Below are 20,957 nucleotides of genomic sequence, written 5' to 3'. Positions count from 1 at the left end.
GCGGGCTGAGGGGTTACTCTTCGCTTTACGCCACGCACCCGGGATATAGGTGCCCAATCAACGCAACAGGGAAAATTAACCATACTCATTGAGGGACTATTCACCGAAATGGCAAACAAAGCGTTTAAGCGCATGCCATCCCTCGGCGCGTCCTTATGACGCCCGCGATACCCGCCTCTTCCAGCAATTAACGGTTCGTTACCGCGCGCAGCATGGCCGCGAGCCGCCGTTCGTCCGGTGATGGGCCGCGCACGTGCCATCGCCGTCAGATCCTCCGAAGAATGACGTGATAGTCGCCGCGGCGGACGTCGGTGCCGCGCGGCAGCACGGCGTTCAGCACCGCGGCGCCCGCGTCGACCAGCGCCGCAACCAGCGGCTTGCGCCGGCGCATCTCGGGATAGCGCGGACTTTCGACTTCACGGCGGTAGATCATCTCGAGGCCGTTGGCGGCCGCGAATGCCTGGAGCCGGGGCAGCGTCACCAGCGGATGAAAGAAGGTCGGGAACGGAGGCTCGCCGGGCAGGCCGGCGTCTTTGATGCCGCGGATGTGCCGATAGAACCAGACGTGAAACCAGTGCGGCGAATATTTGGTGACGACCCCGGAGAGCGAGCGCGGATTGGGCGCGCCGATCAGGATCATCCCGCCGCGCTTGAGCGCGTCACGGAAATTCAGCAGCGCGGCGTCGACATCAGGCAGATGCTCAATCACGTTGTAGCAGATCACGAGATCGAAGGTCTCGCGGGCGAAGCGGTAAGTCTGGACGTCGCCGAGGATGGCCTCGTCGGCGTAGGTGTTGTTGCGGACCTGGTCCTCGTCGATGTCGACGACCGTAACCTTGCTGCGGCTCAGCAAGTCCGGCGGCAGAACGCTGCACGAGCCGCCGCCTGCTTCATAGATCGCGAGCCGGCCCCGCGGCAGCTCGCGGCACAGCACGTCATGGACGGCGAGCAGGCTGTCGCGGGCTTCGCCGGGGACGAGATCATGAAGCGCCTCGGCATAGGGCGCGGCCGCGGGGATCGCCGTGGTTGTCGCGAAGTCGATCGTGGCTGGCTTGTTCATGGATTCTGACCGCGCTTGTTCTATTCAAATTTACAGGAAAAAATGCGCCTGCCCGAAGAGCAAATCCGATGCCGCATCGTCTCACCGGTCGCAGTGCTTACGGCCCGGTTAATGCGCAGGCGCATTAACTACAGCATTGTTCATGTTGGAGCGTTGTCGGCGCGTGGACCGCCAATTGCAGCATGACGCGCGGCGAACTTGGTGGTCATGTGCCGCGCGGCAGCCGTCCATTTTGGGACGCATCTGTCCCGCGGCGATGTGCCGTCGTGGGACGCGCGATCGAAGCAGGGCTTTTTCAATACATCTCGGACATCTAGACCTCATGACATTGATCCCGACAGACCTGTCTGTGGCGCGCATCTCGGATGCCGTGGGCGATCCCAACCGGGAGATCGTGGCGAGCTCTCGCGTCATCGACCTGTCGGTCGGCATCGTCGTCTGCGTTCCCTGCTTCCGTCGTCCGCAACACCTGCGCCTGACGCTGGAATCGCTGGCGAACCAGCGCACCCCGCGTTCCTTTGCCGTCGTCATGGTCGAGAACGACGCGATGCGGCGCGAAAGCGCGCCGGTTGCCGCGGAGTTCCTGGCCGCTGGGAGGCTCCAGGGCGTTTGCCTCATCGAGAAGCGGCAGGGCAATTGCCACGCGATCAATGCTGCCTTCGAGACCGCGCAGGAACTGTTTCCCGCTGCAACCCGTTTCCTGATGATCGACGACGACGAGATCGCATCAAGCGACTGGCTCGAGCTGATGGTCCGCACCGCGGAGGCGACCGGCGCCGATGTGGTCGGCGGGCCGGTGCTGCCTGTGTTCGACGACGACAGCAAGCCCTGGCTGTCGCGTCATCCCGCCTTCTGTCCAGCCTACGAGTACAGCGGTGCGGTGCCGCTGATCTACGGCTGCGGCAATTGCCTGATCACGCGTGCCGCATTCGAACGGTTCGACCGTCCCGCGTTCGACCTGCGCTTCAATTTTCTCGGCGGCGGTGATTGCGATTTCTTCGTGCGGTGCCGTGACGCCGGCATGCTGTTCCACTGGACGGCGGAGGCCGTCATCACCGAGACCGTGCCGCACAACCGCACCAGCCTCGCCTGGATCGCAAAGCGCGGCCTGCGCATCGGTGCGATCAATTATCGTGTGCAGTACAAGGCCGCGCGAAGCGCATCGGCGCGGGTGCGGGTGTGCGCGCAGATGCTTGGACGGTTGCCGCTGTCGCTGCTTCGAGCCGCCGTCTTGTCGACGTCGTCGAAAGCCGTCGTCGCGATGCATCCGGTGATGGTCGCGTTTGGTGCCGCCCTGGCGGCCCTTGGCCTCGAGCCGAAGCCTTACGAGGCCTCGAAGATCGCGTCTTGACGCGGCGGGGACTAGATGCCGAAGCGGGCGAGGGCGACCCGGATGGCCGAGCGTGGCAGCGATCTGAGCGACCGCCGGCCGATCATCGCGAGATAAGCGAACGCCTGGCGATACCTGCCGAAGCGGACCGCCTGCATCGCCGAGTAGGTGACGAGATGAATCTCGGCGGCGAGACGCAGCCCGGCCGTCATCCGCCCGGGCAGTCGCGCCAGGATCAACCCGTCATCGAACACCCGCGCAACGGCTGGGAAAAAGTCCTTTGGCGTCCGGACTGCGGCGTTCATGGTGTTGGCCGTGTGCAGACGATAATCGAGCAGCAGCTCCGGCGCGAACTCGAACTCGCCGATCGCAGCGAGGCGGCACCAGCAATGCCAGTCCTCGCAATATCTAAGGGACGTATCGAAGCCGCCGATGGCCCGGAAAGCTTCCGCGCGTGCGAGCGCGATGCCGCCATTGACGATGAAGTTGCCGGCGGCGAGTCGCGTCAGCACGTCGCCGGACGGCTTCCGGCGCCCCTTCAAGAGGCCGCGCCGGCCGATCTGGCGACCTTCGCTGTCGATCGTGTTGTAGTCGCCATAGACGAGAACGGCGCGCGGCGCGCCGCGCGCCGCAGCGAGCAGCGCCGCCACCGCACCAGGGCGCAGGCGATCGTCGGCATCGAGAAAGAGCAGCCACTCGCCGCTGGCCTGTCGCGCGCCGAGATTGCGCGCGGCCGATACGCCGGCGGAATCGTTGCGGATCAAGCGCAGCCGCGGGTCACGCACGCCGCGCACGATCGCAACGGTTTGGTCGGCCGAGCCGTCGTCGACGACGATCACCTCGGTCACCTCGCGTTGCGCCAGTGCGCTGGCGAGGGTTTCGCCGACATAGGCCGCAGCGTTCTTGGCGGGAATGACGACCGATACCGATGTGGTCGAGCCGACCTGAAGCGGCAAGCGCGCCGGCACTGTCGCGCGTGAGGCGGCTGGCAGTTCGAGAACCTCTTCGGCGGTGATCACGCTACGGCTCGCCTTTAATGATCTGTTAACCAGGACCCGTGTGCCGCGCCGAGAAACGCTGACGATCGCCAAGTCCGGCGGCCTCGGATGATACCCGCATTGCGCTCGAACCCGTTGCCGAGAAGGCCCGCGTCTCGCCGGTTTCGTAGAATAACGTTAAGTCGCTGGCATTAAGCCTGTGGCAAATTTCAAAGAGTGCGGCAGACGGCCCCGTGCGAGAATGCGCATCGGACTGCCGCGGATGGAATCCAGTGCCCGCAAACACGTTCGAACACGACCCCGATGCGATGATCCTGAACCTCTTCTATGAGGACAAGGACGACCGCTGGTTTCCCGGCGACCGGCATCTGCGGCGCATGGCCCGCCGGTTGCTGCTCGGCGAGCCGCGCATGAGCGGCCAGCTGCGCGTGTTCCTCAATCTCTGTGCGGGGCTCGACCGGCTCGGCATTCGCTACCGCGTCAACGACTACGGTTATATCGCGCAACATCCCGACGAGCTCGCCTGCATCGTCGGTCGCACCTTCCTGCTCGACAAGTTCGCGTGGAAGAACCCGATCCTGCTCGGCGTTGCCGCCCACAATCATCCGCTCGACGACCCCGACTTGTTCAAGCGTCTGCCGGTGAAGAAGGTCGTGGTGCCCGGTCCCTGGTACGTCGACATGTACCGGCCATATTGGCCCGAGACCGAGGCCTGGCCTGTCGGCATCGACACGAATCTCTGGGCGCCGTCGGCTCGAGCGCAAAAGACCGTCGATGTCCTGATCTACGACAAGGTGCACTGGGACCGCGAGCGCTACGCGCCGGAGATGATCGAGCCCGTTCGCGCCCGGCTCGTCAAGGAAGGCCGCTCGTTCACGGAGCTGCGCTACGGCAGCTATAAGGAAGCGGATTATCAGGACGCGCTCGGGCGTTCGCGCGCGATGATCTTCCTGTGCCAGAGCGAGAGCCAGGGCATTGCCTATCAACAGGCCTTGTCCTGCGGCGTTCCGGTGTTTGCCTGGGATCCGGGCGGACCGTGGCGCGACCCCGATTATTATCCGCACCGCGTGCAGTTCGCGCCGGTGTCCTCGGTGCCCTATTGGGACGAACGCTGCGGCGTCAAGTTCACCGACGTCGCGGGCTTCGAGGCCGGCTGGGACAAGTTCTGGGCCGGGTGCAACGCAGGCGCGTTCGATCCCCGCGGCTACATCCTGGACAATCTCACGCTGGAGCAACGGGCGCTGCAATACTACGAGATCGCGCTGGGCATCATGCGGCAGCCCGCGGTGTCGCAGACCTCCGCAACGCCCGTTGACGGAGCGTCAGAAGTGTCGAGCCAGGACCGGAAGCTTCACCGGCGTCACCAAATGTCTTGAGCCATGGACCGCAGCGCCGCAGACATGACCGACGTCGAGGCCCAATCGTTCGGCCATATCCTGCGCGATCGCCTTGCAGGTCTCGATGCCGTGCCGCTGGCGCGCTGCCTCGTCGCGGTCGGGGCGCTGCTGCTGGTGCTGGTGACGCTCGATCCGTTCCCGGACCTGCGCAATCCCGACGTCACCATCATCGTCGGCGGACGAATGGCGCTGACCTATGTCGCCTGGGGCCTCCTGGCGGCGGTGGCAATGCTGTGTGTCGCAGCCACGGATGCGCCCGCGCTGAAGAGCCTGGTGACACCGTTGCATCTTTGCCTGCTGGGCTGGCTCGCGATCAATATCGCCTTTTCCGAGAGCCGCGGCGTCTCGATGCAGCGATTCGTGCTCGCGGTCAGCGTGACGTCGCTCGCCATCGTGTTGCCGTTGCTGCCGCCGACGCAGCGCAGCTTCAGTTTTTGCCTCGGTGCCGCCGCACTCGTGCTGCTCACGCTGTGCTATCTCGGCGTCTTCCTCGCCCCGCAATATGCGATCCACACGGCGCTCGACGTCACCGAGCCGCAGCTCGCCGGCGACTGGCGCGGCAGCTTCGGCCACAAGAACATCGCCTCGGCCGTGATGACGATCCTGGTCTATGTCGGCTTCTACCTGTCCGCCGTCGGCTCGTTCGTGATCGGGCCCGTGATCGCCGTGCTGGCCGGCACCTTCCTAATCTTCACCGGCGGCAAGACGTCGTCGGTGCTGTGCCTCGCGATCTACGCGCTCGCATCACTGGTCTATGTCACCCCAGGCCTCTGGCTGAAGCGGATCATCTGCTTCGTGCCGCTGGTTGCGATGAACCTGTTGACCGTCGGCAGCGTCCTCAGCCCTGTGCTCGCGTCGATGACGCGGCTGCTTCCGCTCGATCCCACCTTCACCGGACGCTCCGCGATCTGGGACTTCGCGCTCGCGGCCGTCGCCGAGAAGCCGATCATTGGCCACGGCTATGCGGCGTTCTGGGACGACGTCAGTGCGCGGGCCACCGCCCAGGGCGCCGAATGGGCGACGTCGGCGGCGCACAGCCACAACAGCTACCTCGATCTCGCGGTCACCATCGGCTTGCCGGGGCTGCTGCTCGTGATTCTCATCTTCGTGCTGGCCCCGCTCGGCAATTTCCAGACGGCCCAGGCTCACAGCCGCAGTGGCGCACTTGCCAAGCTGTTCCTGACCGTGTGGTTGTTCGGCCTTTATTACGGCACCACCGAGACCTTCCTGCTCGAACGGCAGAATCCGATCTGGTTCATATTCGCGCTGTCGGTGGCCGGACTGCACTTCCTGGCCAGGTTTCAATGCGTCGAGCAGATCGAGCCCCGCGGATGACCTTCCTCAGCCTCGATCAGCCCGATGACTTTGCGTCCCGCGCGTCGGCCGTCGCCGTCGACGTCCTGCGGGATTGGCGGCACGCGGCCTTGCGCCTGAGCGCGGGGCACCGCACCGCGTTTCAGCATGTCGGCTGGCTCGGCGCCTGGTACGCGGCGTTTCACGACGTCGCTCCGCTGATCGCATTGATTTCCGATGCCGCCACCGGCAAGGACATCGCGGTCGTGCCGATGATCAGCCATGTCAGGCGCGGCATCCGCATCGTCGAGTTCGCGGACCTCGGCGTCTCCGACAACAACGCACCGATCCTGGCGCTTGATGCCGCGTTGGATGCGGGCGCGGCGGACACGATCAACACGGCGCTGATCGGCGCGTTGCGCGCGCTGCCCGACCGTCTCGATCTGCTGCGCCTGAAGAAGATGCCGGCCCAAATCGGCGGTAAGCCGAACCCGCTGGTCGCGCTCGGCCGGATCGGATCCTCCTCGCTCAACGGCAATCTCGTGTCGATGGACGACGCCTATGACCACTATCAGGCCTCGATCAAGCGCCTGCAGATGGGGCGCTGCTGGCGGGTCTTCAGCCGTCATGCCGGCGCACGGTTCGAGATCGCCGCCGATGTCGGGCGTGCGCACGAGCTATTGGACGTGATGGATGTCCAGCAGCAGGCGCGCATGCGAAAGCTCAAATCGCCGTTCGTTCTCAACGACGAGACCCATGCGCGATTCTATCGCGAGGTCGTCCGCCGCGGCGTGGCGGACGGTTATGCCATGGTCTCGGCGCTGGTGTGCGACGAAGGCGTCGTCGCCACCGCGCTCGGCGTCAAGCATGGCGCGACCTATTTCCTGCTGCGCATCAGCCATGCCGGCGATCCATGGTCGAACTGCTCGCCGGGCCTGCTCGTCACCGAGCGCACCATGGCCGCACTGCATGCACAGGGCGTGCGACGTTTCGACCTCAGCATCGGCAATCAAGCCTACAAGCGCCGTTTCCTTGCCGAGAGGGTGCCGCTGACCGACGTCAGCGTCGCGCTGTCCTGGCGCGGTCTGCCCTATGCCTGGCGCGATCACGCCGCGCAGGGCCTGCGCCGTCACCCCAGGCTCGCTGCCTTCGCCGCGCGGGCGATGGGCAAGGGCGCGCGCTGACCAGCGCCGTCTGTTTCGCTATCATCTCGGAAGGCCCGCGCGGAAGGCATCCAGCAACGCGCGTCCTTGCGGCCAGTCGCCGAGCCCGCTCGCGGCATTGATGTGGCCGAGCGCGCCCGGCACGATCAGGCCGGACTGCCAGTCCTGCGCCCGCCGCCGCGTCACCTCGAGCGCTCCATATGGATCATTCGTGCTCGCGATGATCAGCGCGGGAAAGCGCAACGCGCGGCGGGGGACCGGCTTGAACGCCGCGGCCTCCGCGGGAAAACGGCTGCCGTCCGGATCGGGCACGGCGACCAGAAAGGCGCCCGCAATCGCGGAAGGGAAGCGCACGGCCCAGTGCGCCACCAGCAGGCAGGCGAGGCTGTGTGCGACCAGGACGGGCGGCCTGGCGCAGCGCGCGACCGCGTGCTCCAGGGCCTGCTCCCAGTCGTCGAGCTCCGGCTGGTCCCAGCTCGCCGGCCGGAAGCGCGTGAAGCGCGCATCGGCGCGCTCCCATAGCGTCTGCCAGTGATTATCTCCGGAGCCGCCGAGCCCAGGCAATGTGATGATGTCGTGCATGTACGTCCCGTGATATCTGAGGTGACGCCGCAGTGTGACCGATTGCGGTCCTGCATCACATGGCAAGTCATCGGCGAAATCGACCATCTGCCGATGATCTCAAGGTGGAACGGAGAATTGAGTTGGATCGCTTCGGGAGCATCGATGCCAAGGATTTGAAGATCCTCGAGGCGCTGCAAGCCAATGCGCGCGTGCCGTTGTCCGAGCTCGGCCGTTCCGTCGGGCTGTCCCAGCCGGCCGTGTCCGAACGCGTCAAGCGGCTCGAGGAAGCCGGCATCATCGAGGGCTACGGCGCCCGCATCAACCCGCGCGCCCTCGGGCTCGGCCTGATGGCGCTGGTGCGCCTGCGCACCTCGCACGAGCACATCAAGACCTGCCTCAAACGGTTCAGCGAAATCCCTCACATCATCGAAGTCCATCGCGTCACGGGCGATGACTGTTTCGTGCTCAAGGTGCTCGTTCCGGCGCCGGAGAATCTCGAGACCATCGTGGATCGCATTGCCGGTTTCGGCGCTGTGACGACCTCGCTGGTGCTACGGAGCGAACCCGTGCGGCCGATCGGCAAGGACCTCGTCAGGAGGAAGATCGAGCGGAGCTGAGGTGGCATTCCTCGAGGGAATGCCGCTCGGGCCGCATCAGCCATGCAGCTTTTTGGCGGTCTCCGCGATCTGGCGGCCCTGATAGCGCGCGCCGGCGAGCTCGTTGGCGCTGGGCTGGCGGCTGCCGTCGCCGCCGGTGATCGTGGTGGCGCCGTAGGGCGCGCCGCCCGTAACCTCGTCGAGCTTCATCTGGCCGGCAAAGCCGTAGTTCATGCCGACCACGACCATGCCGAAATGCAGCAAGTTGGTGATGATCGAGAACAGTGTGGTCTCCTGGCCGCCGTGCTGAGTCGCGCTGGACGTGAAGGCGCCGCCGACCTTGCCGTGCAGTGCGCCCTTGGCCCAGAGGCCGCCGGCCTGGTCGAGGAAGTTCGCCATCTGCGAGGCCATGCGGCCGAAGCGGGTGCCGGTGCCGATGACGATCGCATCGTAATTGGCGAGGTCCTCGATCTTCGCAACGGGGGCTGCCTGGTCGAGCTTGTAATAGGAGGCTTTGGCGACCTCGGCCGGCACCAGCTCGGGCACCCGCTTGATGTCGACGGTCGCGCCGGCCTCGCGCGCGCCTTCGGCGACGGCATTGGCCATTGCCTCGATGTGGCCATAGGCGGAATAATAGAGGACGAGAACTTTAGTCATGGTGGTCTCCGTTGGGGGAAGAAATGAGTCGTTCTGTTCGGTGTCGTTGCCGGGCTTGACCCGGCAACCCATCGTTCTTTGAACAGCTCCTTGCGAAGGGCGATGGATGCCCGGCTCAAGGCCGGGCATGACGAGTTCATGTGGATGCGGTTTACGCGGCGTCGACGAGCACGAGCTCGGAATCTTCCAGCGCCGTGATCTTCAGCTTGGCCTCATCGCGGATCGCAGCGCCGTCGCGGGCGTTGACCCGGACACCGTTGATCTCGACGGAGCCTGCCGCCGGCACCAGATAGAGATGCCGCGACGCCTGCGGCGCGTACTCGGCGCTCTCGCCCGCCTTCAGCGTGGTGGCGAGCACCCGCGCATCGGCGCGGATCGGGAGCGCATCCGTGTCATCCTCGAAGCCGCTCGCGATGGTGACGAGCTTGCCGGAGCGGTCCGCCTTCGGAAATGGTTTTGAGCCCCAGGTCGGCTGCCCGCCGCGCTCGGTCGGCTCGATCCAGATCTGGAAGATCCGCGTCCTGGTCGGCTCGAGATTGTACTCGGAGTGGCGGATGCCGCTGCCGGCGCTCATCACCTGCACGTCGCCCGCTTCAGTGCGGCCCTGGTTGCCCAGGCTGTCCTGATGGGTGATCGCGCCCTCGCGCACATAGGTGATGATCTCCATGTTGGCGTGGGGATGGGCGGGAAAGCCGGTGTTCGGCGCGATCTCGTCGTCGTTCCACACCCGCAACGCGCCGTGGCCCATGTTGTTCGGATCATAGTGGCTGGCGAACGAGAAATGATGTTTTGCTTTTAGCCAGCCGTGATCGGCTCCGCCGAGTTTATTGAAAGGTCTGAGTTCGATCATCTTCGTAATTCCCTGGGTTGGACGAGCGGCGCCTTGTTCAGGCGCCGAACCCGCCGTCGACGTTGAGCACGGTGCCGGTGACGAAGGAGGCTTCCGGGCTTGCGAGGAACACGATTCCCGCGGCGACCTCCTCGGGGCGGCCGAAGCGCTGCACCGCGTGCTGCTTGCGCTGCGCTTCGGCGAACTCGCCGCCGTCCTTCGGATTCATGTCGGTGTCGATCGAGCCGGGCTGCACCACGTTCACGGTGATGCCGCGCGGGCCGAGGTCGCGCGCCGCGCCCTTGGTGTAGCCGACCACGGCCGCCTTGGTGGCGACGTAGTCCGCAAGGCCAGGGAATGTGGCGCGGTCCGCGAGCATCGAGCCGACGGTGACGATACGGCCGCCTTCACCCATCAGCTGCGAGGCGGCGCGGATCGCCGCGATCACGCCGTGAACGTTGACTTGGTCCTGCCGCTCCAGCGCTTCAGTGTCGGCCTTGGCATCGTCGGTCGCGCCGCCGGCGGCGACACCGGCATTGTTGACGAGGATGTCGAGATGGCCGAATTCCTTTGCGACGTCGTTGACGAGCTGTGTCACGTCCTTCGCCGAAGCCTGGTCGGCCTTGAACGCACGCGCCTTGACGCCCTTCGCCTTCAGCTCGGCGACGACGGCCTCGGCCTTGTCGGGCGAGGCGACGTAGCTGATGGCGACATCAGCGCCTTGATCGGCGAGTGCGCGGGCCGAGGCCGCGCCGATGCCGCGCGAACCGCCGGTGACGAGGGCAACCTTGCCTGAGAGCTTCTTGGTCATTGGAGTTTCTCCATGTTCCGAATGTCTGATGGCTCTTGGATAAGCTCTCGCCTGTGGTATAGAAATAGAAACTGTTGAAACGTATTGTTTCCTTAAATGCCCCTCAGGACCGCCCGCCATGGCAAAACTCCCCGACTTCGAGGCACTCGCGATCTTCGCAAAAGTCGTGGAGCTGCGGTCCTTTGCCGGGGCCGCGAGCGAGCTTGGGATGTCCAAGGCCACGGTGTCCAAGGCGGTCACGCGGCTCGAGGAGCGGCTGGGCGCCCGCCTGTTCAACCGCACCTCGCGCCGGCTCGCGCTGACCGATGCCGGCCACAAGCTGGCCGAGCGTGCGACGCGCCTCTTGGCCGACGGCGAGGCCGCCGAGAACGAGGCGCTGGCACAGTCGGTGGCGCCGCGCGGCCTGGTGCGGCTCGCCGTCCCCATGACGTTTGGCATCAAGGCGGTGGCGCCGCTGCTGCCCGAGTTCTTTCAGGCCTATCCGGAAGTCTCCGTCGACCTGCATTTGAGCGATGCGACCGTGGATCTGATCGGCGAAGGTTTCGACATGGCGGTGCGGATTGCGCGGCTGCCCGACTCGTCGCTGATCGCGCGGCGGCTCTTCACCATGCCGCGCTACACGGTCGCCGCGCCGTCCTATCTCAAGCAACACGGCCGGCCGACGCACCCGATGCATCTCGCCGAGCACAAATGCTTCAGCTACGCCTATCTCTCCACGCCCAACGTCTGGCACTACACCAATTCGGCCGGCGAGCAGGCCAGCGTGCGCCCGGGCGGCCAGCTTCGCGTCAACAACGGCGAAGCCGTGATGCCGGCGCTGATCGCGGGTCTCGGCATCGCCGAGCTGCCGGAATTCATCGTCGGTGAAGCGATCTTGTCAGGCGAGGTCGAAGTGATCCTGAAGGACTGGAAGCAGGCCGAAGGCGCCGTGCACCTCGTGACCCCGCCCGGCGGCCCCCGCCCCGCACGCGTCGAAGCGCTCGCCGATTTCCTCGCAGCGAAGCTGCCCGGCACGTGCAAGCGGCGGCCGAAGAAGGGTGTGAGAGTGCCTTGATGTTTGGTCGGGGCAGGGCGCGAAAGGCGCGCCTTTGCCTATGGAATCTCGCTACTCTATCCTAAACCCAACTATCGTAGGGTGGGCAAAGCGAAGCGTGCCCACGTCTTTGCCCGAGGGGATCACAAGTGTCTCGATATCGGCGCGCGCAGGGCAGCATGTTCTTCTTCACAGTCGTGCTCGCCGATCGTTCAAACACGTTGCTCGTGGATCACGTTGATCGCCTGAGGCGAATTTATCAGACGGTCCAGCAACGCCGCCCGTTCGAAACGATCGCGATCTGTATCCTGCCCGATCATCTCCATGCAATTTGGTCGCTTCCGGACCGCGACGTCAATTTTTCGTCGCGGTGGAATCTGATCAAGGGCGGCTTTTCGCGCGGGATAGAACCGCAGGAGCGCTCGGCAAGCAAGCTGCTCAAGCGCGAAAAGGGAATCTGGCAGCGCCGCTACTGGGAGCATGCCATTCGCGACGATGCCGATCTGGAGCGCCACGTTGACTACATTCATTTCAATCCAGTGAAGCACGGCCTCGTCAAGCGCGTGCGCGATTGGTCTCTCAGCAGCTTCCATCGCTACGTCGACCAGGGCATCCTGCCAGTGGATTGGGGAGGGGATATGCGGGACATCGCAGGCCAGTTTGGCGAATGACGGTGGGCACGGCGCGCGAAGAGCGCGCCTTTGCCCACCCTACGAGATCTATCGCAAGCGCAGCTATCGTAGCGTGGGCAAAGCGAAGCGTGCCCACCATCTCGCTACGACACCTTCACGCCATGGCTCGCGACTACGCGCAGGCTCGGCTTCAGCGTCCCCTCCAATTGCGCCTTCAATTCGTGAACGCGTGGGTCGCTCGACCGCGCCGCGCACACCCCGTATTGATGGACGGATTGCGCCAGCGCGCGCCGCGCTTCCGGCGTTCGCGTCAATTCGGGCGTCGAAAGCCGCAACACGATCGCTGCGAGATTCACCAGCATCTCGTCCAAGGCGACGTCGATGGTTCCAAGATTGTGCATCACTCACTCCCTGGAAGGCCAACAATGGCTGCAGGCCGGCGTTCCTGGCCACCCTGGACATGGCTAACGCTCGGTAAACGTCTTGTTCCTGGCCGTCCCTACGTTAGGCTGGCCCGTGAACAAAGAAAATCAGGGGAGGCCCGCCATGGATCGCCGCGATCTCTTGCGCGCCGCTGCGGCATTGCCGTTGGTGCGGGCAGCCCTACCGGAGAGCGCGTTCGCGCAAGCCTATCCGGCGCGCAACATCACCATGATCGTGCCGTTCCCGGCCGGCGGACAGGCCGACCTCGCGGCGCGTCCCGTGGCACAGGCCCTGGAGCGGATCCTCGGCAAGCCCGTGATCGTCGACAACCGGGCGGGAGGCGGCGGCGGATCGGTCGGCAATGCCGCGGCCGCGCGTGCCGAGCCCGACGGTTACACACTGCTGATGACGCTGTCCTCGCTCGCGGTGCTCCCCGAGGCCGACCGGCTGTTCGACCGGCCTGTCGCGTACGAGGTCTCGCAGTTCATGCCGATCGCGCGCGTGCTCGCCGATCCGACGCTGCTCGCGGTGCCGGCCTCGGCGCCGTGGAAGACCGCGCAGGATTTCGTCGAGGATGCGAAGACGCGGCCGGGCCAGATCGCCTATGGCTCGTCCGGGCCGTACGGCACGCTGCATGTCGCGATGGAGATGTTCGCGAGCAGCGCGGGCATCAAGCTGCTGCACGTGCCGTTCCGCGGCGCGGGCCCTGCGCTGACCGCGATCCTCGGCGGCACCGTGCAGGCGATCGCCGCCGCACCGGGCACGCTGAAACCGCAGGTCGACGACGGCAGGCTGCGCGTACTCGGCAATTGCGGCGCGCAGCGCATCGCGAGCTTCCCGGACGTGCCGACCTTCCAGGAGCTCGGCTACAAGGACGTCGAGTTTTACATCTGGGCCGGGCTCTTCGCACAGAGTTCTCTTCCTGCGCCGATCGCGACCCGCCTGCGTGAGGCGATGGCGCAGGTGATGACGAGTCCTGATGTGCTCAAGGCGTTCGAGACCTCGGGCAGCCTCGTCGCCTATCAGGACGCGCCGGCCTTCGCGCAGTTCATCGCCGCCGACAGCGCGCGTCTGATCGCGGCGGTGAGGAAGATCGGCAAGGTGGAGTAGGTTCCAGCCGCGCTTTTCACATTTTGTTGTTGGTCCAGAACAAGCCCTCGTCTCATTGATTGAAGATAATTCGAAAGACTTGGGAAGGATCTGGACATGCGAGCAGAGCGGATTGCGCTGGGTGTGGCGCTTGCGGTCGGCGGCATCGTGGCGCAGAGCGCTGCGTCCGCGCAGGAATACCGCGGCACGATGGAACAGCAGATGGCTTGCACGCCCGATGTGTGGCGGCTGTGCAGCGATCAGATTCCCGATGTGAACCGTATCGTGGCGTGTCTGCAACAGAACACCCCGCAGCTCTCCAGCGGCTGCCGTGCCGTGTTCCAGTCGAACAACCAGGCTCAACCGCAGCAGCCGGTCCCGCGCAATCGTGCCGCGCCGCCGCCGCGCTTTAACAATGCGCCGCCGCCACCTCCGTACGGGCAACCGCGTCCTTATTACGAATATGACGATTAGGCTCTGAGGAGCGCATGAGAGATGCGCGCCGGCATGCGATCGTGCCGCCTCGTTCAGCGCTCCGGCCTGCTGCCCGATTGAGGACGCGGTCCGAGCACCATCCGCAAGACGACACCGAACAGAATGGCTGCGACCGGCCAGTGAAACCAGATCCTGTTGCTGGTGAACAGATTGATCAGGATCAGGAAGGCCGACACCGTGAGAGCCGCTGCAACCGGGCGGGGCAGCCTTGCGAGCCAATCCGAGACGACATTCGACGGCACGCGCCTGTCGTCCATCCGCGGAGCCCGCGCTCGCTCTGAGGGCGTTGCACGCTCCTCGAACGGGAAGCTCCCTGGCCCGGCGGCTTGACCTCCCACTTGACCGCTCACTTGGCCACCCAGGGTCAGCCGGTAACTGGTCAGCGGAGCAATGTTCTTCATCGGGCGCTGGCCGAGGCAGTCGAAGCCAACGGCTAGTTTGTTGTGCACCTGATCGTAGACGGAGCTCGAGATCACGACGCCGCCGGGCTCGGCGAGCTCCTGCAGGCGCGATGCGATATTGACCCCGTCGCCATAGATGTCGGAGCCGTCCACCATCACGTCGCCGAGGTTGATGCCGATGCGAAACCGCATGGGGTTGGCCTGGGACGCATCCGAAGCCTGGCTGGAGATCTCCTGCTGAATCTCGACCGCGCATTGCACGGCCTCGACGACGCTGGCGAACTCGGCGATCACGGCATCGCCCCAGGTGTTCACGATCCGGCCGTCATGGCGCTCGACCAGGCGCGCGATGGCCGCGCGGTAGCGGCGGAGGGTCTCCAGCGTTCCGGTCTCGTCCGCTTCCATGAGACGAGAATAGCCGTACACGTCAGCGCACAGCACGGTGGTCAGTCGTCGTTTCACCTTGTCGTCGGTCATCGCCGCCATGCTAGCCCGCCTGACCGGCAATGCAACCAGGCATCGTTATCCGGCGCCGTCCTGCGGCCTGACCTCGCAGACGTCCACCCATTCGGCGGCGGTCAGCTCGGCCATGCGATCGGGGGTGATGCGCACCGCACTGTGGGTAGAGCCCGCCGCCGGCACCACGACATCGAACGCCTTCAGCGAGACGTCGCAATAGACCGGCAGCGGCGACTTCAGCCCGAACGGGCAGACGCCGCCGACCTCGTGCCCGGTGATCTCGGCGACTTCCTCCAGGCCCAGCATCTTCGGCTTGCCGCCGAACTGCGCCTTTACCTTCTTGTTGTCCATGCGCGAGGTGCCGCTCGCGACGATCAGGATCACGCGCTCGCCGACGCGCAAGCTCAGCGTCTTGGCGATCATTCCGGGCTCGACGCCATAGGCCTCGGCCGCCAGCGCCACGGTCGCGGAGCTGATCGGGGATTCGATGACGGAAATATCGGGGGCTTTCTCGGCGAAGAAGGCGCGAACGGATTGCAGGCTCATTCCGGGCAGCTCATTCCAATCTTGCAGGCGGGCGACGACCCCTAAGCGACTCCTGGCAGCTCAGAGAGCGCGCGGACACGATGATCCGGTGCGAAACCGAGCTCGTCCATTTGGGTGCGGATCGCCCTGAACATGGTGAGCGGTGCCACGAGTTCGTTCTCGACGCAAGCCAGCGCCATGGCTTCCGGCGTCACCCGCTCGATCCAGGCGACCTTCAATCCGAACGATTTCGCCCCGGCGGCGTCCCAGGGATTGGAGGAGACGAACAGAACCTCATCAGGCGCGGTGCCGAGCACCTCGCCGACCAGCTCATAGGCCTGTGGGCTCGGCTTGAAGATTTTCTTCGCGTCCACGCTGATGGTGGCATCGAGCAGGGCATCGAGGCCGGAATTGCGCACCAGCGCATCGAGCATGTCCGGGCTGCCGTTGGAGAGGATGGCGAGCTTGCGCGGTCTCAGGGCCGCAAGCGTTTCCGCCGCATCCGGATAGAGATCGAGATGCAGATACTTCCCGATCACGCGCTCGAACGTCTCGTTCTCGTAGGCCAGCCCGAGCACGCGCAGCGTATAGGCGAGCGAGTCGCGCGTGACCGCGTCAAAATCCTGGTAGCGCTGCATCAGCGAGCGCAGCCAGGTGTATTCGAGCTGCTTGATGCGCCAGACCTGCGTGATGATCTCGCCATAGCCGGGAAACGCATCCTCGGTCACGTCAGCGACCGACTGGATGTCGTAGAGCGTGCCATAGGCGTCGAAGACGACGGCTTTGATGCTCATTGGCTGTCCTTCCGGGCCGTTGTGGTCACGGGCAACTTTGATCGGCAGGGTACCTCATCCCCAGCCTACCAAGGAACAACGGACGTCTGCCACTGCAACCGTGACCGGCGGCCCCTGGACCCAAGTGCTCGCAGCCCGCTATTTACGGCGAAACGCGTCCAGCAACCCCTCTATGATCTTGCGACCGTGAATGCGGGTTTTCTTGGGGTCGGACGCCGTTGGAAGCTTGATCGACAGCTCGCAAATGACCGCGTCAAGCATGTGTCCAAGCAGATCTATATCATCGAAGACCAGCTCACCTTCGCGCTTGAGCGCCCTCAGCGTCGCCTTCAAAAGCGCCATTGGGTACTGCTCTTCGATCTCTGCGAAGCGGGCATGGCCGAGAACGACCGGCGCTTCTTGAACCACAATTCGCGCGTAATCAGGCTCGATCGAAACATCCAGATACGCATCGATGCCGGTGTAGAGCCGCTCCCATATTTTCGACTTCCGCTTGGAGAGCTCCTGCACGCGTGCAGCGGCATCCGATTGCAGCGAAACGACGACGGCGTCGAACAGAGCCTTCTTATCCTCGAAGTGGTGATAGAACGCACCGCGCGTCACTCTCGCAGCTCTTGAAATCGCCTCGATGCCCGCGGCCTGATAACCCTCACGGGCGAATATTTCCCGCCCCGCAGCAAGCAGCGCTTGCCGGGTGGCTTCCGCATATTCCTCACGCCGCGTTCGTTGGTCAGTAGCAGCCTTGTTCATAGGCCATTTACATACCGCTTGACATGAAACATGCAAATTGAATATCACATACTCATAGTATGTGGAATGGTCATGGTATGTCAGACCGAGGAGGTTGCCGTGAATGGAGACCGGATGTTCGAGCTGGCGCAGGGTCTGGCTGTTGCCAAGTGCAGGCAAGACGTCGCCTCTGCACTTGCATTTCTCGACAGGGACATGGTGCTCGAAGGACCCGCGTTCGGCACCCGCGCAAAGGGACTTGCGGAAAACGAGGCGGCGCTGGCGCGGTTTTTCAAGTCTTTCCCGGATTACAACGTCGTGCTGTCCGGCCACGCCAACGACGCCGAGACGCTGGTTTGCTGGGGAGAGGTGCGAATGACCATGACGGGAGACCGCTTTGGGGTCACTCCCAACGGAAAGCGCGCCGAACTTCCGGTCTTTATCCGCTTCACCTTCCGCAATGACCTCATTGCAAGCGAATACTTCTTCTTCGATCTCTCGGCCCTGTGCGCGCAGTCAGGGGTCTCGACCGATCAGGTCCGTCGGAAGCTCTTTGGCGAAGTTCTCTAGTCGTCTGAGGGGCATCACACGTTTACGCAATGGAGAATGGCACGATGGATCCGCGCATAAAACCTGTTGCCGATATCAAAACGGTGCCGCTGTTCGACATCGTCGTTGATCTCGATCCACGTCTTTCCTTTGGCGAGACGCCCGTCGGCCGGCGGGTTCTATTCGGCGCCGCGGGGGGATCGTTCGCCGGAGAGCGCGTGCGCGGCGAAGTTCTTGCTGGCGGCGGCGACTGGGCCCTCTTCCGGCCCCACGGAGAGATGGCTCTCGACGTGCGTCTGACCTTGCGTACTGACGACAACGAACTGATCTACATGACCTATGGCGGACGCTGGATCACGCCGCCCGAACTGAAGGCCAACATGGCCGATCCGGCCAAGCGCTACACAGTCGATCCCTCACGCTACTATTTCCGAACGCAGCCGTTGTTCGAGACAGGCTCTTCCGCCTACGCCTGGATGAACGACATCGTTTGCGTCGGAACCGGATATCTCGTCGAGGGCGCGGTGGCCTACAAGATCTTCCAGGTTGTCTGACGTGGCAGCAAGCGAGGGCTCGAGTTCCCATTTTCCCGACTTCAACTTGTCGCAAAGGCTTGCGGCGGAGGGACTCGGGACCTGCTTTCTGCTGATGGCCGTGGTGGGCTCCGGCATTCTCGGGGCCCGGCTGGCCAGCGGCAACACGGCTGTCGCGCTCATTGCCAATGCACTCGCCACAGCCGCGGCGCTATATGCGCTGATTGAATGGTTGGGTCCTGTGTCCGGGGCTCATTTTAATCCCCTGGTGACCGCCGCGCTCGTCATCAGAGGCGATTTGCCGCTTCGAACGGGGGCTTCATACGTTCCCGTTCAACTCGTCGGCGCCTTGTTGGGAGTGGGTGTGGCGAATGCAATGTTTGCAGCGCCGGTCTTTTCCGTCTCGGTCAACGACCGAAGCGGCTTTTCCAATTTGTTGAGCGAGTTCGTCTCGACATTCGGACTGCTCGGAGCGGTATGGGTTTGCTCACGGCTTCGTCCGGCATCAGTTGCTGGCGTTGTCGCCGCTTACATCGGCGGTGCCTTCTGGTTCACAGCGACCGACTTTGCCAATCCAGCGGTGACCATCGCACGCGCTTTTACCGACTCATTCGCAGGCATAAGGCCCCAGGATGTCATCGGCTTCATCGCGGCAGAGGTCATCGGCGCGGGTGCCGCGATCGTTGTGTTTCGCTGGTTGTTGCCGGCACGAGCTGGTGTTTGAGGTTTGAAGCGAACACCGCCTAGTCGACTTCATCGGACTTTCCGCATCCCAAATTATTGAACCTCGACATAGCGGATGATGCTCTGGTTCTGAACGTTTGCGATCAATTCATCTGCCCGAGACAACAGCCGATGCAGCAACGGTGAGGAATTTGCCTGGTTGTAGCCCAAGGCTAAATCGACCGTTGGCGTTCCCCCGTCGAGCGCTCTGGCGACAACGTTGGGTGCCAGCATATTCTGCGCATAGAGGGGAACCAGGCTAACTCCGCCCGTGGACGCGACCAGCGACATGGCCGAAGATATGTTTTCGCCTTCGTACTTTGCCTTGAGCGTGATTCCCGCCCTTGTTGCGTAGTCTTGAATGACGGCTTGGAGCACCGGAGAGGTTCTTGCCGAGCTGACGTAGACTTCCCGAGCGAGATCCTGCGGCCGAATCTTCTTGCGCGATGCCAAACGGTGGTCAGCCGGCAGCACGGCGATCAAGGGCTCCTTCGCCAGCGTCTTGAAGACCAGACCAACACTCTCCTTTTCAGGCCGTAGGAAACCGACGTCCAACTTTCCCCGCATCAATGCGAGGGCGATTTCTGGGGAAGATAGAGTACACAGCGTGACTTCGACCTCGGGTGCGTCCTCGCGGAGCATGCGCAATAGATGAGGCAGCCAAGTCACCTCCAATCCGACCAGGAAGCCCATCGAAAGCACAGGTCTTTGCGGCTCGGCCGTCCGCCGAGCGCCATCCATCGCCGCCTCGACCTGCAACAGCGCCAGCCGTGCGTGATCGAGAAACACTTTTCCTGCGGCCGTCAGCGTCACGCCGCGCGCCTGGCGCTCGAATAATTGTACGCCAACTTCGTTTTCCAGATCGCGAATCTGCCGGCTCAAGGACGGCTGTGAGGTGTTCAGCCGCCGCTGGGCAGCGGTCAACAAGCTGCCTTCCTCCGCGACGGCAACGAAGTAGCGCAAGTGCCGAAGTTCCATTTGCCCTCGTATATCTCCAAGGTATAGCTCCGAGCCTACAAGGTCTTAGTCATCAACAGAAGGAGGATTTAGCTTCGCGCAGTTTCCAACCACCAAGGGACAAGAAAGAAAATGTCGACAACCTCCAAGCCCAGCATCGTGTTCTGTCACGGCCTCTGGGCCGACGGCTCATGCTTCAGCAAGGTCATCCCCACCCTGCAGGCCGACGGTCACCAAGTGATCGCCGTCCAGTACGGGCTCAATAGCTATACCGATGACGTCGCGACCGTGAAGCGCACGCTGGGGCGGGTCAACAGTCCCGCAATCCTCGTCGGTCACTCGTACGGAGGCGCCACCATCACGGGCGCGGGGACCGACGAGCGCGTCGCCGGCCTGGTTTACATCGCCGCCGTCGTTCCGGATGTTCACGAGACCGTACAGAGCGAGCTCAACAAATACCCCAATGAGATATTCTCCCAGATCGAGGTCGCAGGCGGACGCGTCTGGATCAAGCCGGAAGGTGTCAAGTATTTTGCTGGAGATCTTCCCGAGCAGGAGCAGAAGCTGGTGTGGGCGACCCACTACCCGCCCGCCGCCGACCTGCTCGAGCAGCAAGATCTCGATGAGGTCGCCTGGAAGACGAAGCCGAGCTGGTACATCCTCGCCCGCAAGGACCAGACCGTGCATCCCGATCTTCAGCGCTTTCTGACCAAGCGCATCAACGCCACCACGATCGAGACCGACAGCAGCCATGTCACCATGCTGTCCCAACCCGATCTCGTCATCGACGTCATCCGCAAGGCGGCAGCCGCCGTTCAAAAAGGCTGATCGAACCAGGTGTTGGCATGGGCGAAGCCGCTATAGGGCGGCTTCGCCCCGGCGGCCAGGCCGTTGTGATCACAAGAACTCCGCTTGGA

Annotated in this window: 25 protein-coding genes; 13 read left to right on the top strand and 12 right to left on the bottom strand. The window is 64.0% G+C overall.

Annotation, left to right across the window (positions count from 1 at the left end; all coding sequences use genetic code 11):
- Positions 1-265: 265 nt before the first annotated feature.
- Positions 266-1,060, bottom strand: coding sequence for a bifunctional 2-polyprenyl-6-hydroxyphenol methylase/3-demethylubiquinol 3-O-methyltransferase UbiG (locus tag N2602_RS35810; protein ID WP_260381047.1), 795 nt, complete (start codon positions 1,058-1,060; stop codon positions 266-268).
- Positions 1,061-1,382: 322 nt separating this feature from the next.
- Between N2602_RS35810 and N2602_RS35805 the strand changes: the two genes are divergently transcribed.
- On the top strand, positions 1,383-2,411 hold the full coding sequence (locus N2602_RS35805) for a glycosyltransferase family 2 protein (RefSeq protein ID WP_260381046.1): 1,029 nt from the start codon (positions 1,383-1,385) through the stop codon (positions 2,409-2,411).
- Between the two features lie 11 nt (positions 2,412-2,422).
- Here N2602_RS35805 and N2602_RS35800 read toward each other — a convergent pair whose 3' ends face one another.
- Positions 2,423-3,409 (bottom strand): glycosyltransferase, encoded by a 987-nt coding sequence (locus N2602_RS35800; RefSeq protein WP_260381045.1) that lies wholly within the window; start codon positions 3,407-3,409, stop codon positions 2,423-2,425.
- Positions 3,410-3,660: 251 nt separating this feature from the next.
- Here N2602_RS35800 and N2602_RS35795 point away from each other — a divergent pair, with 251 nt between their 5' ends.
- From N2602_RS35795 to N2602_RS35785, 3 genes are read left to right on the top strand one after another with little or no spacing between them, the layout of a single operon-like run.
- On the top strand, positions 3,661-4,764 hold the full coding sequence (locus tag N2602_RS35795; protein WP_260381044.1) for a glycosyltransferase family 1 protein: 1,104 nt from the start codon (positions 3,661-3,663) through the stop codon (positions 4,762-4,764).
- 3 nt (positions 4,765-4,767) lie between these two features.
- Entirely contained in the window at positions 4,768-6,120 is a 1,353-nt protein-coding gene (locus N2602_RS35790) for an O-antigen ligase (RefSeq protein WP_260381043.1), read from the top strand.
- Positions 6,117-7,262, top strand: coding sequence for a GNAT family N-acetyltransferase (locus tag N2602_RS35785; RefSeq protein WP_260381042.1), 1,146 nt, complete (start codon positions 6,117-6,119; stop codon positions 7,260-7,262). Before N2602_RS35790 ends, N2602_RS35785 begins: the two co-directional genes overlap by 4 nt.
- Before the next feature lie 21 nt (positions 7,263-7,283).
- Here N2602_RS35785 and N2602_RS35780 read toward each other — a convergent pair whose 3' ends face one another.
- On the bottom strand, positions 7,284-7,823 hold the full coding sequence (locus N2602_RS35780) for an alpha/beta hydrolase (protein WP_260381041.1): 540 nt from the start codon (positions 7,821-7,823) through the stop codon (positions 7,284-7,286).
- A gap of 122 nt (positions 7,824-7,945) precedes the next feature.
- Here N2602_RS35780 and N2602_RS35775 point away from each other — a divergent pair, with 122 nt between their 5' ends.
- The gene (locus N2602_RS35775; RefSeq protein WP_260381040.1) at positions 7,946-8,422 is read left to right on the top strand and encodes an Lrp/AsnC family transcriptional regulator; all 477 of its coding nucleotides are present in this window, start codon (positions 7,946-7,948) and stop codon (positions 8,420-8,422) included.
- 36 nt (positions 8,423-8,458) lie between these two features.
- Here the strand turns inward: N2602_RS35775 and wrbA are convergent, their stop codons facing one another.
- The 3 genes from wrbA to N2602_RS35760 all read right to left on the bottom strand — a co-directional run bounded on the left by wrbA (position 8,459) and on the right by N2602_RS35760 (position 10,698).
- A complete protein-coding gene (gene wrbA / locus N2602_RS35770) occupies positions 8,459-9,058 on the bottom strand; it encodes an NAD(P)H:quinone oxidoreductase (protein ID WP_172787112.1) in 600 nt (199 codons plus the stop codon).
- A gap of 151 nt (positions 9,059-9,209) precedes the next feature.
- Positions 9,210-9,908: a pirin family protein gene (locus tag N2602_RS35765; protein ID WP_260381039.1), complete on the bottom strand. Its 699-nt coding sequence runs from the start codon at positions 9,906-9,908 to the stop codon at positions 9,210-9,212.
- A 37-nt stretch (positions 9,909-9,945) separates the two neighbouring features.
- Positions 9,946-10,698 carry an SDR family NAD(P)-dependent oxidoreductase gene (locus tag N2602_RS35760; protein WP_260381038.1) on the bottom strand — a complete coding sequence of 251 codons (753 nt, stop codon included), beginning with the start codon at positions 10,696-10,698 and terminating at the stop codon, positions 9,946-9,948.
- Positions 10,699-10,816: 118 nt separating this feature from the next.
- Here N2602_RS35760 and N2602_RS35755 point away from each other — a divergent pair, with 118 nt between their 5' ends.
- Both N2602_RS35755 and N2602_RS35750 read left to right on the top strand, forming a co-directional pair.
- Positions 10,817-11,752 carry a LysR family transcriptional regulator gene (locus N2602_RS35755; protein WP_260381037.1) on the top strand — a complete coding sequence of 312 codons (936 nt, stop codon included), beginning with the start codon at positions 10,817-10,819 and terminating at the stop codon, positions 11,750-11,752.
- Between the two features lie 128 nt (positions 11,753-11,880).
- Positions 11,881-12,402, top strand: a complete 522-nt coding sequence (locus N2602_RS35750) for an REP-associated tyrosine transposase (protein WP_172787116.1) — start codon at positions 11,881-11,883, stop codon at positions 12,400-12,402.
- Between the two features lie 104 nt (positions 12,403-12,506).
- Here N2602_RS35750 and N2602_RS35745 read toward each other — a convergent pair whose 3' ends face one another.
- Positions 12,507-12,764: a hypothetical protein gene (locus tag N2602_RS35745; RefSeq protein WP_172787117.1), complete on the bottom strand. Its 258-nt coding sequence runs from the start codon at positions 12,762-12,764 to the stop codon at positions 12,507-12,509.
- Positions 12,765-12,909: 145 nt separating this feature from the next.
- On the opposite strand from N2602_RS35745, the gene N2602_RS35740 reads away from it, so the two are divergent.
- Together N2602_RS35740 and N2602_RS35735 are read left to right on the top strand one after the other, a co-directional pair.
- The gene (locus N2602_RS35740) at positions 12,910-13,896 is read left to right on the top strand and encodes a tripartite tricarboxylate transporter substrate binding protein (RefSeq protein ID WP_172787118.1); all 987 of its coding nucleotides are present in this window, start codon (positions 12,910-12,912) and stop codon (positions 13,894-13,896) included.
- A 96-nt stretch (positions 13,897-13,992) separates the two neighbouring features.
- Complete coding sequence (locus tag N2602_RS35735; RefSeq protein ID WP_172787119.1) at positions 13,993-14,349, top strand: hypothetical protein; 357 nt, start codon at positions 13,993-13,995, stop codon at positions 14,347-14,349.
- A 53-nt stretch (positions 14,350-14,402) separates the two neighbouring features.
- On the opposite strand, the gene N2602_RS35730 is transcribed toward N2602_RS35735, so the two are convergent.
- The 4 genes from N2602_RS35730 to N2602_RS35715 form a co-directional block, all read right to left on the bottom strand.
- Positions 14,403-15,248: an adenylate/guanylate cyclase domain-containing protein gene (locus N2602_RS35730; RefSeq protein WP_172787182.1), complete on the bottom strand. Its 846-nt coding sequence runs from the start codon at positions 15,246-15,248 to the stop codon at positions 14,403-14,405.
- Positions 15,249-15,293: 45 nt separating this feature from the next.
- Positions 15,294-15,776: a YbaK/EbsC family protein gene (locus tag N2602_RS35725; protein ID WP_172787120.1), complete on the bottom strand. Its 483-nt coding sequence runs from the start codon at positions 15,774-15,776 to the stop codon at positions 15,294-15,296.
- Between the two features lie 41 nt (positions 15,777-15,817).
- Positions 15,818-16,549 (bottom strand): haloacid dehalogenase type II, encoded by a 732-nt coding sequence (locus tag N2602_RS35720; protein ID WP_260381036.1) that lies wholly within the window; start codon positions 16,547-16,549, stop codon positions 15,818-15,820.
- A 138-nt stretch (positions 16,550-16,687) separates the two neighbouring features.
- A complete protein-coding gene (locus N2602_RS35715; protein WP_212259306.1) occupies positions 16,688-17,299 on the bottom strand; it encodes a TetR/AcrR family transcriptional regulator in 612 nt (203 codons plus the stop codon).
- A gap of 114 nt (positions 17,300-17,413) precedes the next feature.
- Here N2602_RS35715 and N2602_RS35710 point away from each other — a divergent pair, with 114 nt between their 5' ends.
- The 3 genes from N2602_RS35710 to N2602_RS35700 are packed head-to-tail and all read left to right on the top strand — an operon-like array spanning position 17,414 to position 19,084.
- Positions 17,414-17,848, top strand: coding sequence for an ester cyclase (locus tag N2602_RS35710; protein WP_260381035.1), 435 nt, complete (start codon positions 17,414-17,416; stop codon positions 17,846-17,848).
- A 44-nt stretch (positions 17,849-17,892) separates the two neighbouring features.
- A complete protein-coding gene (locus N2602_RS35705) occupies positions 17,893-18,381 on the top strand; it encodes a DUF3237 domain-containing protein (RefSeq protein ID WP_260381034.1) in 489 nt (162 codons plus the stop codon).
- Between the two features lies 1 nt (position 18,382).
- Positions 18,383-19,084 (top strand): aquaporin, encoded by a 702-nt coding sequence (locus N2602_RS35700; protein ID WP_260383797.1) that lies wholly within the window; start codon positions 18,383-18,385, stop codon positions 19,082-19,084.
- A 53-nt stretch (positions 19,085-19,137) separates the two neighbouring features.
- On the opposite strand, the gene N2602_RS35695 is transcribed toward N2602_RS35700, so the two are convergent.
- Positions 19,138-20,061, bottom strand: coding sequence for a LysR family transcriptional regulator (locus N2602_RS35695; RefSeq protein WP_260381033.1), 924 nt, complete (start codon positions 20,059-20,061; stop codon positions 19,138-19,140).
- Positions 20,062-20,172: 111 nt separating this feature from the next.
- Here N2602_RS35695 and N2602_RS35690 point away from each other — a divergent pair, with 111 nt between their 5' ends.
- Positions 20,173-20,868 carry an alpha/beta fold hydrolase gene (locus N2602_RS35690; protein ID WP_260381032.1) on the top strand — a complete coding sequence of 232 codons (696 nt, stop codon included), beginning with the start codon at positions 20,173-20,175 and terminating at the stop codon, positions 20,866-20,868.
- Positions 20,869-20,957: the final 89 nt, after the last annotated feature.

Source organism: Bradyrhizobium sp. NC92 (genome assembly GCF_025200865.1).
Lineage (GTDB): Bacteria > Pseudomonadota > Alphaproteobacteria > Rhizobiales > Xanthobacteraceae > Bradyrhizobium.
Note: the sequence above shows the minus strand (reverse complement) of the source record. Positions and strands in the feature narration are given on the sequence as shown.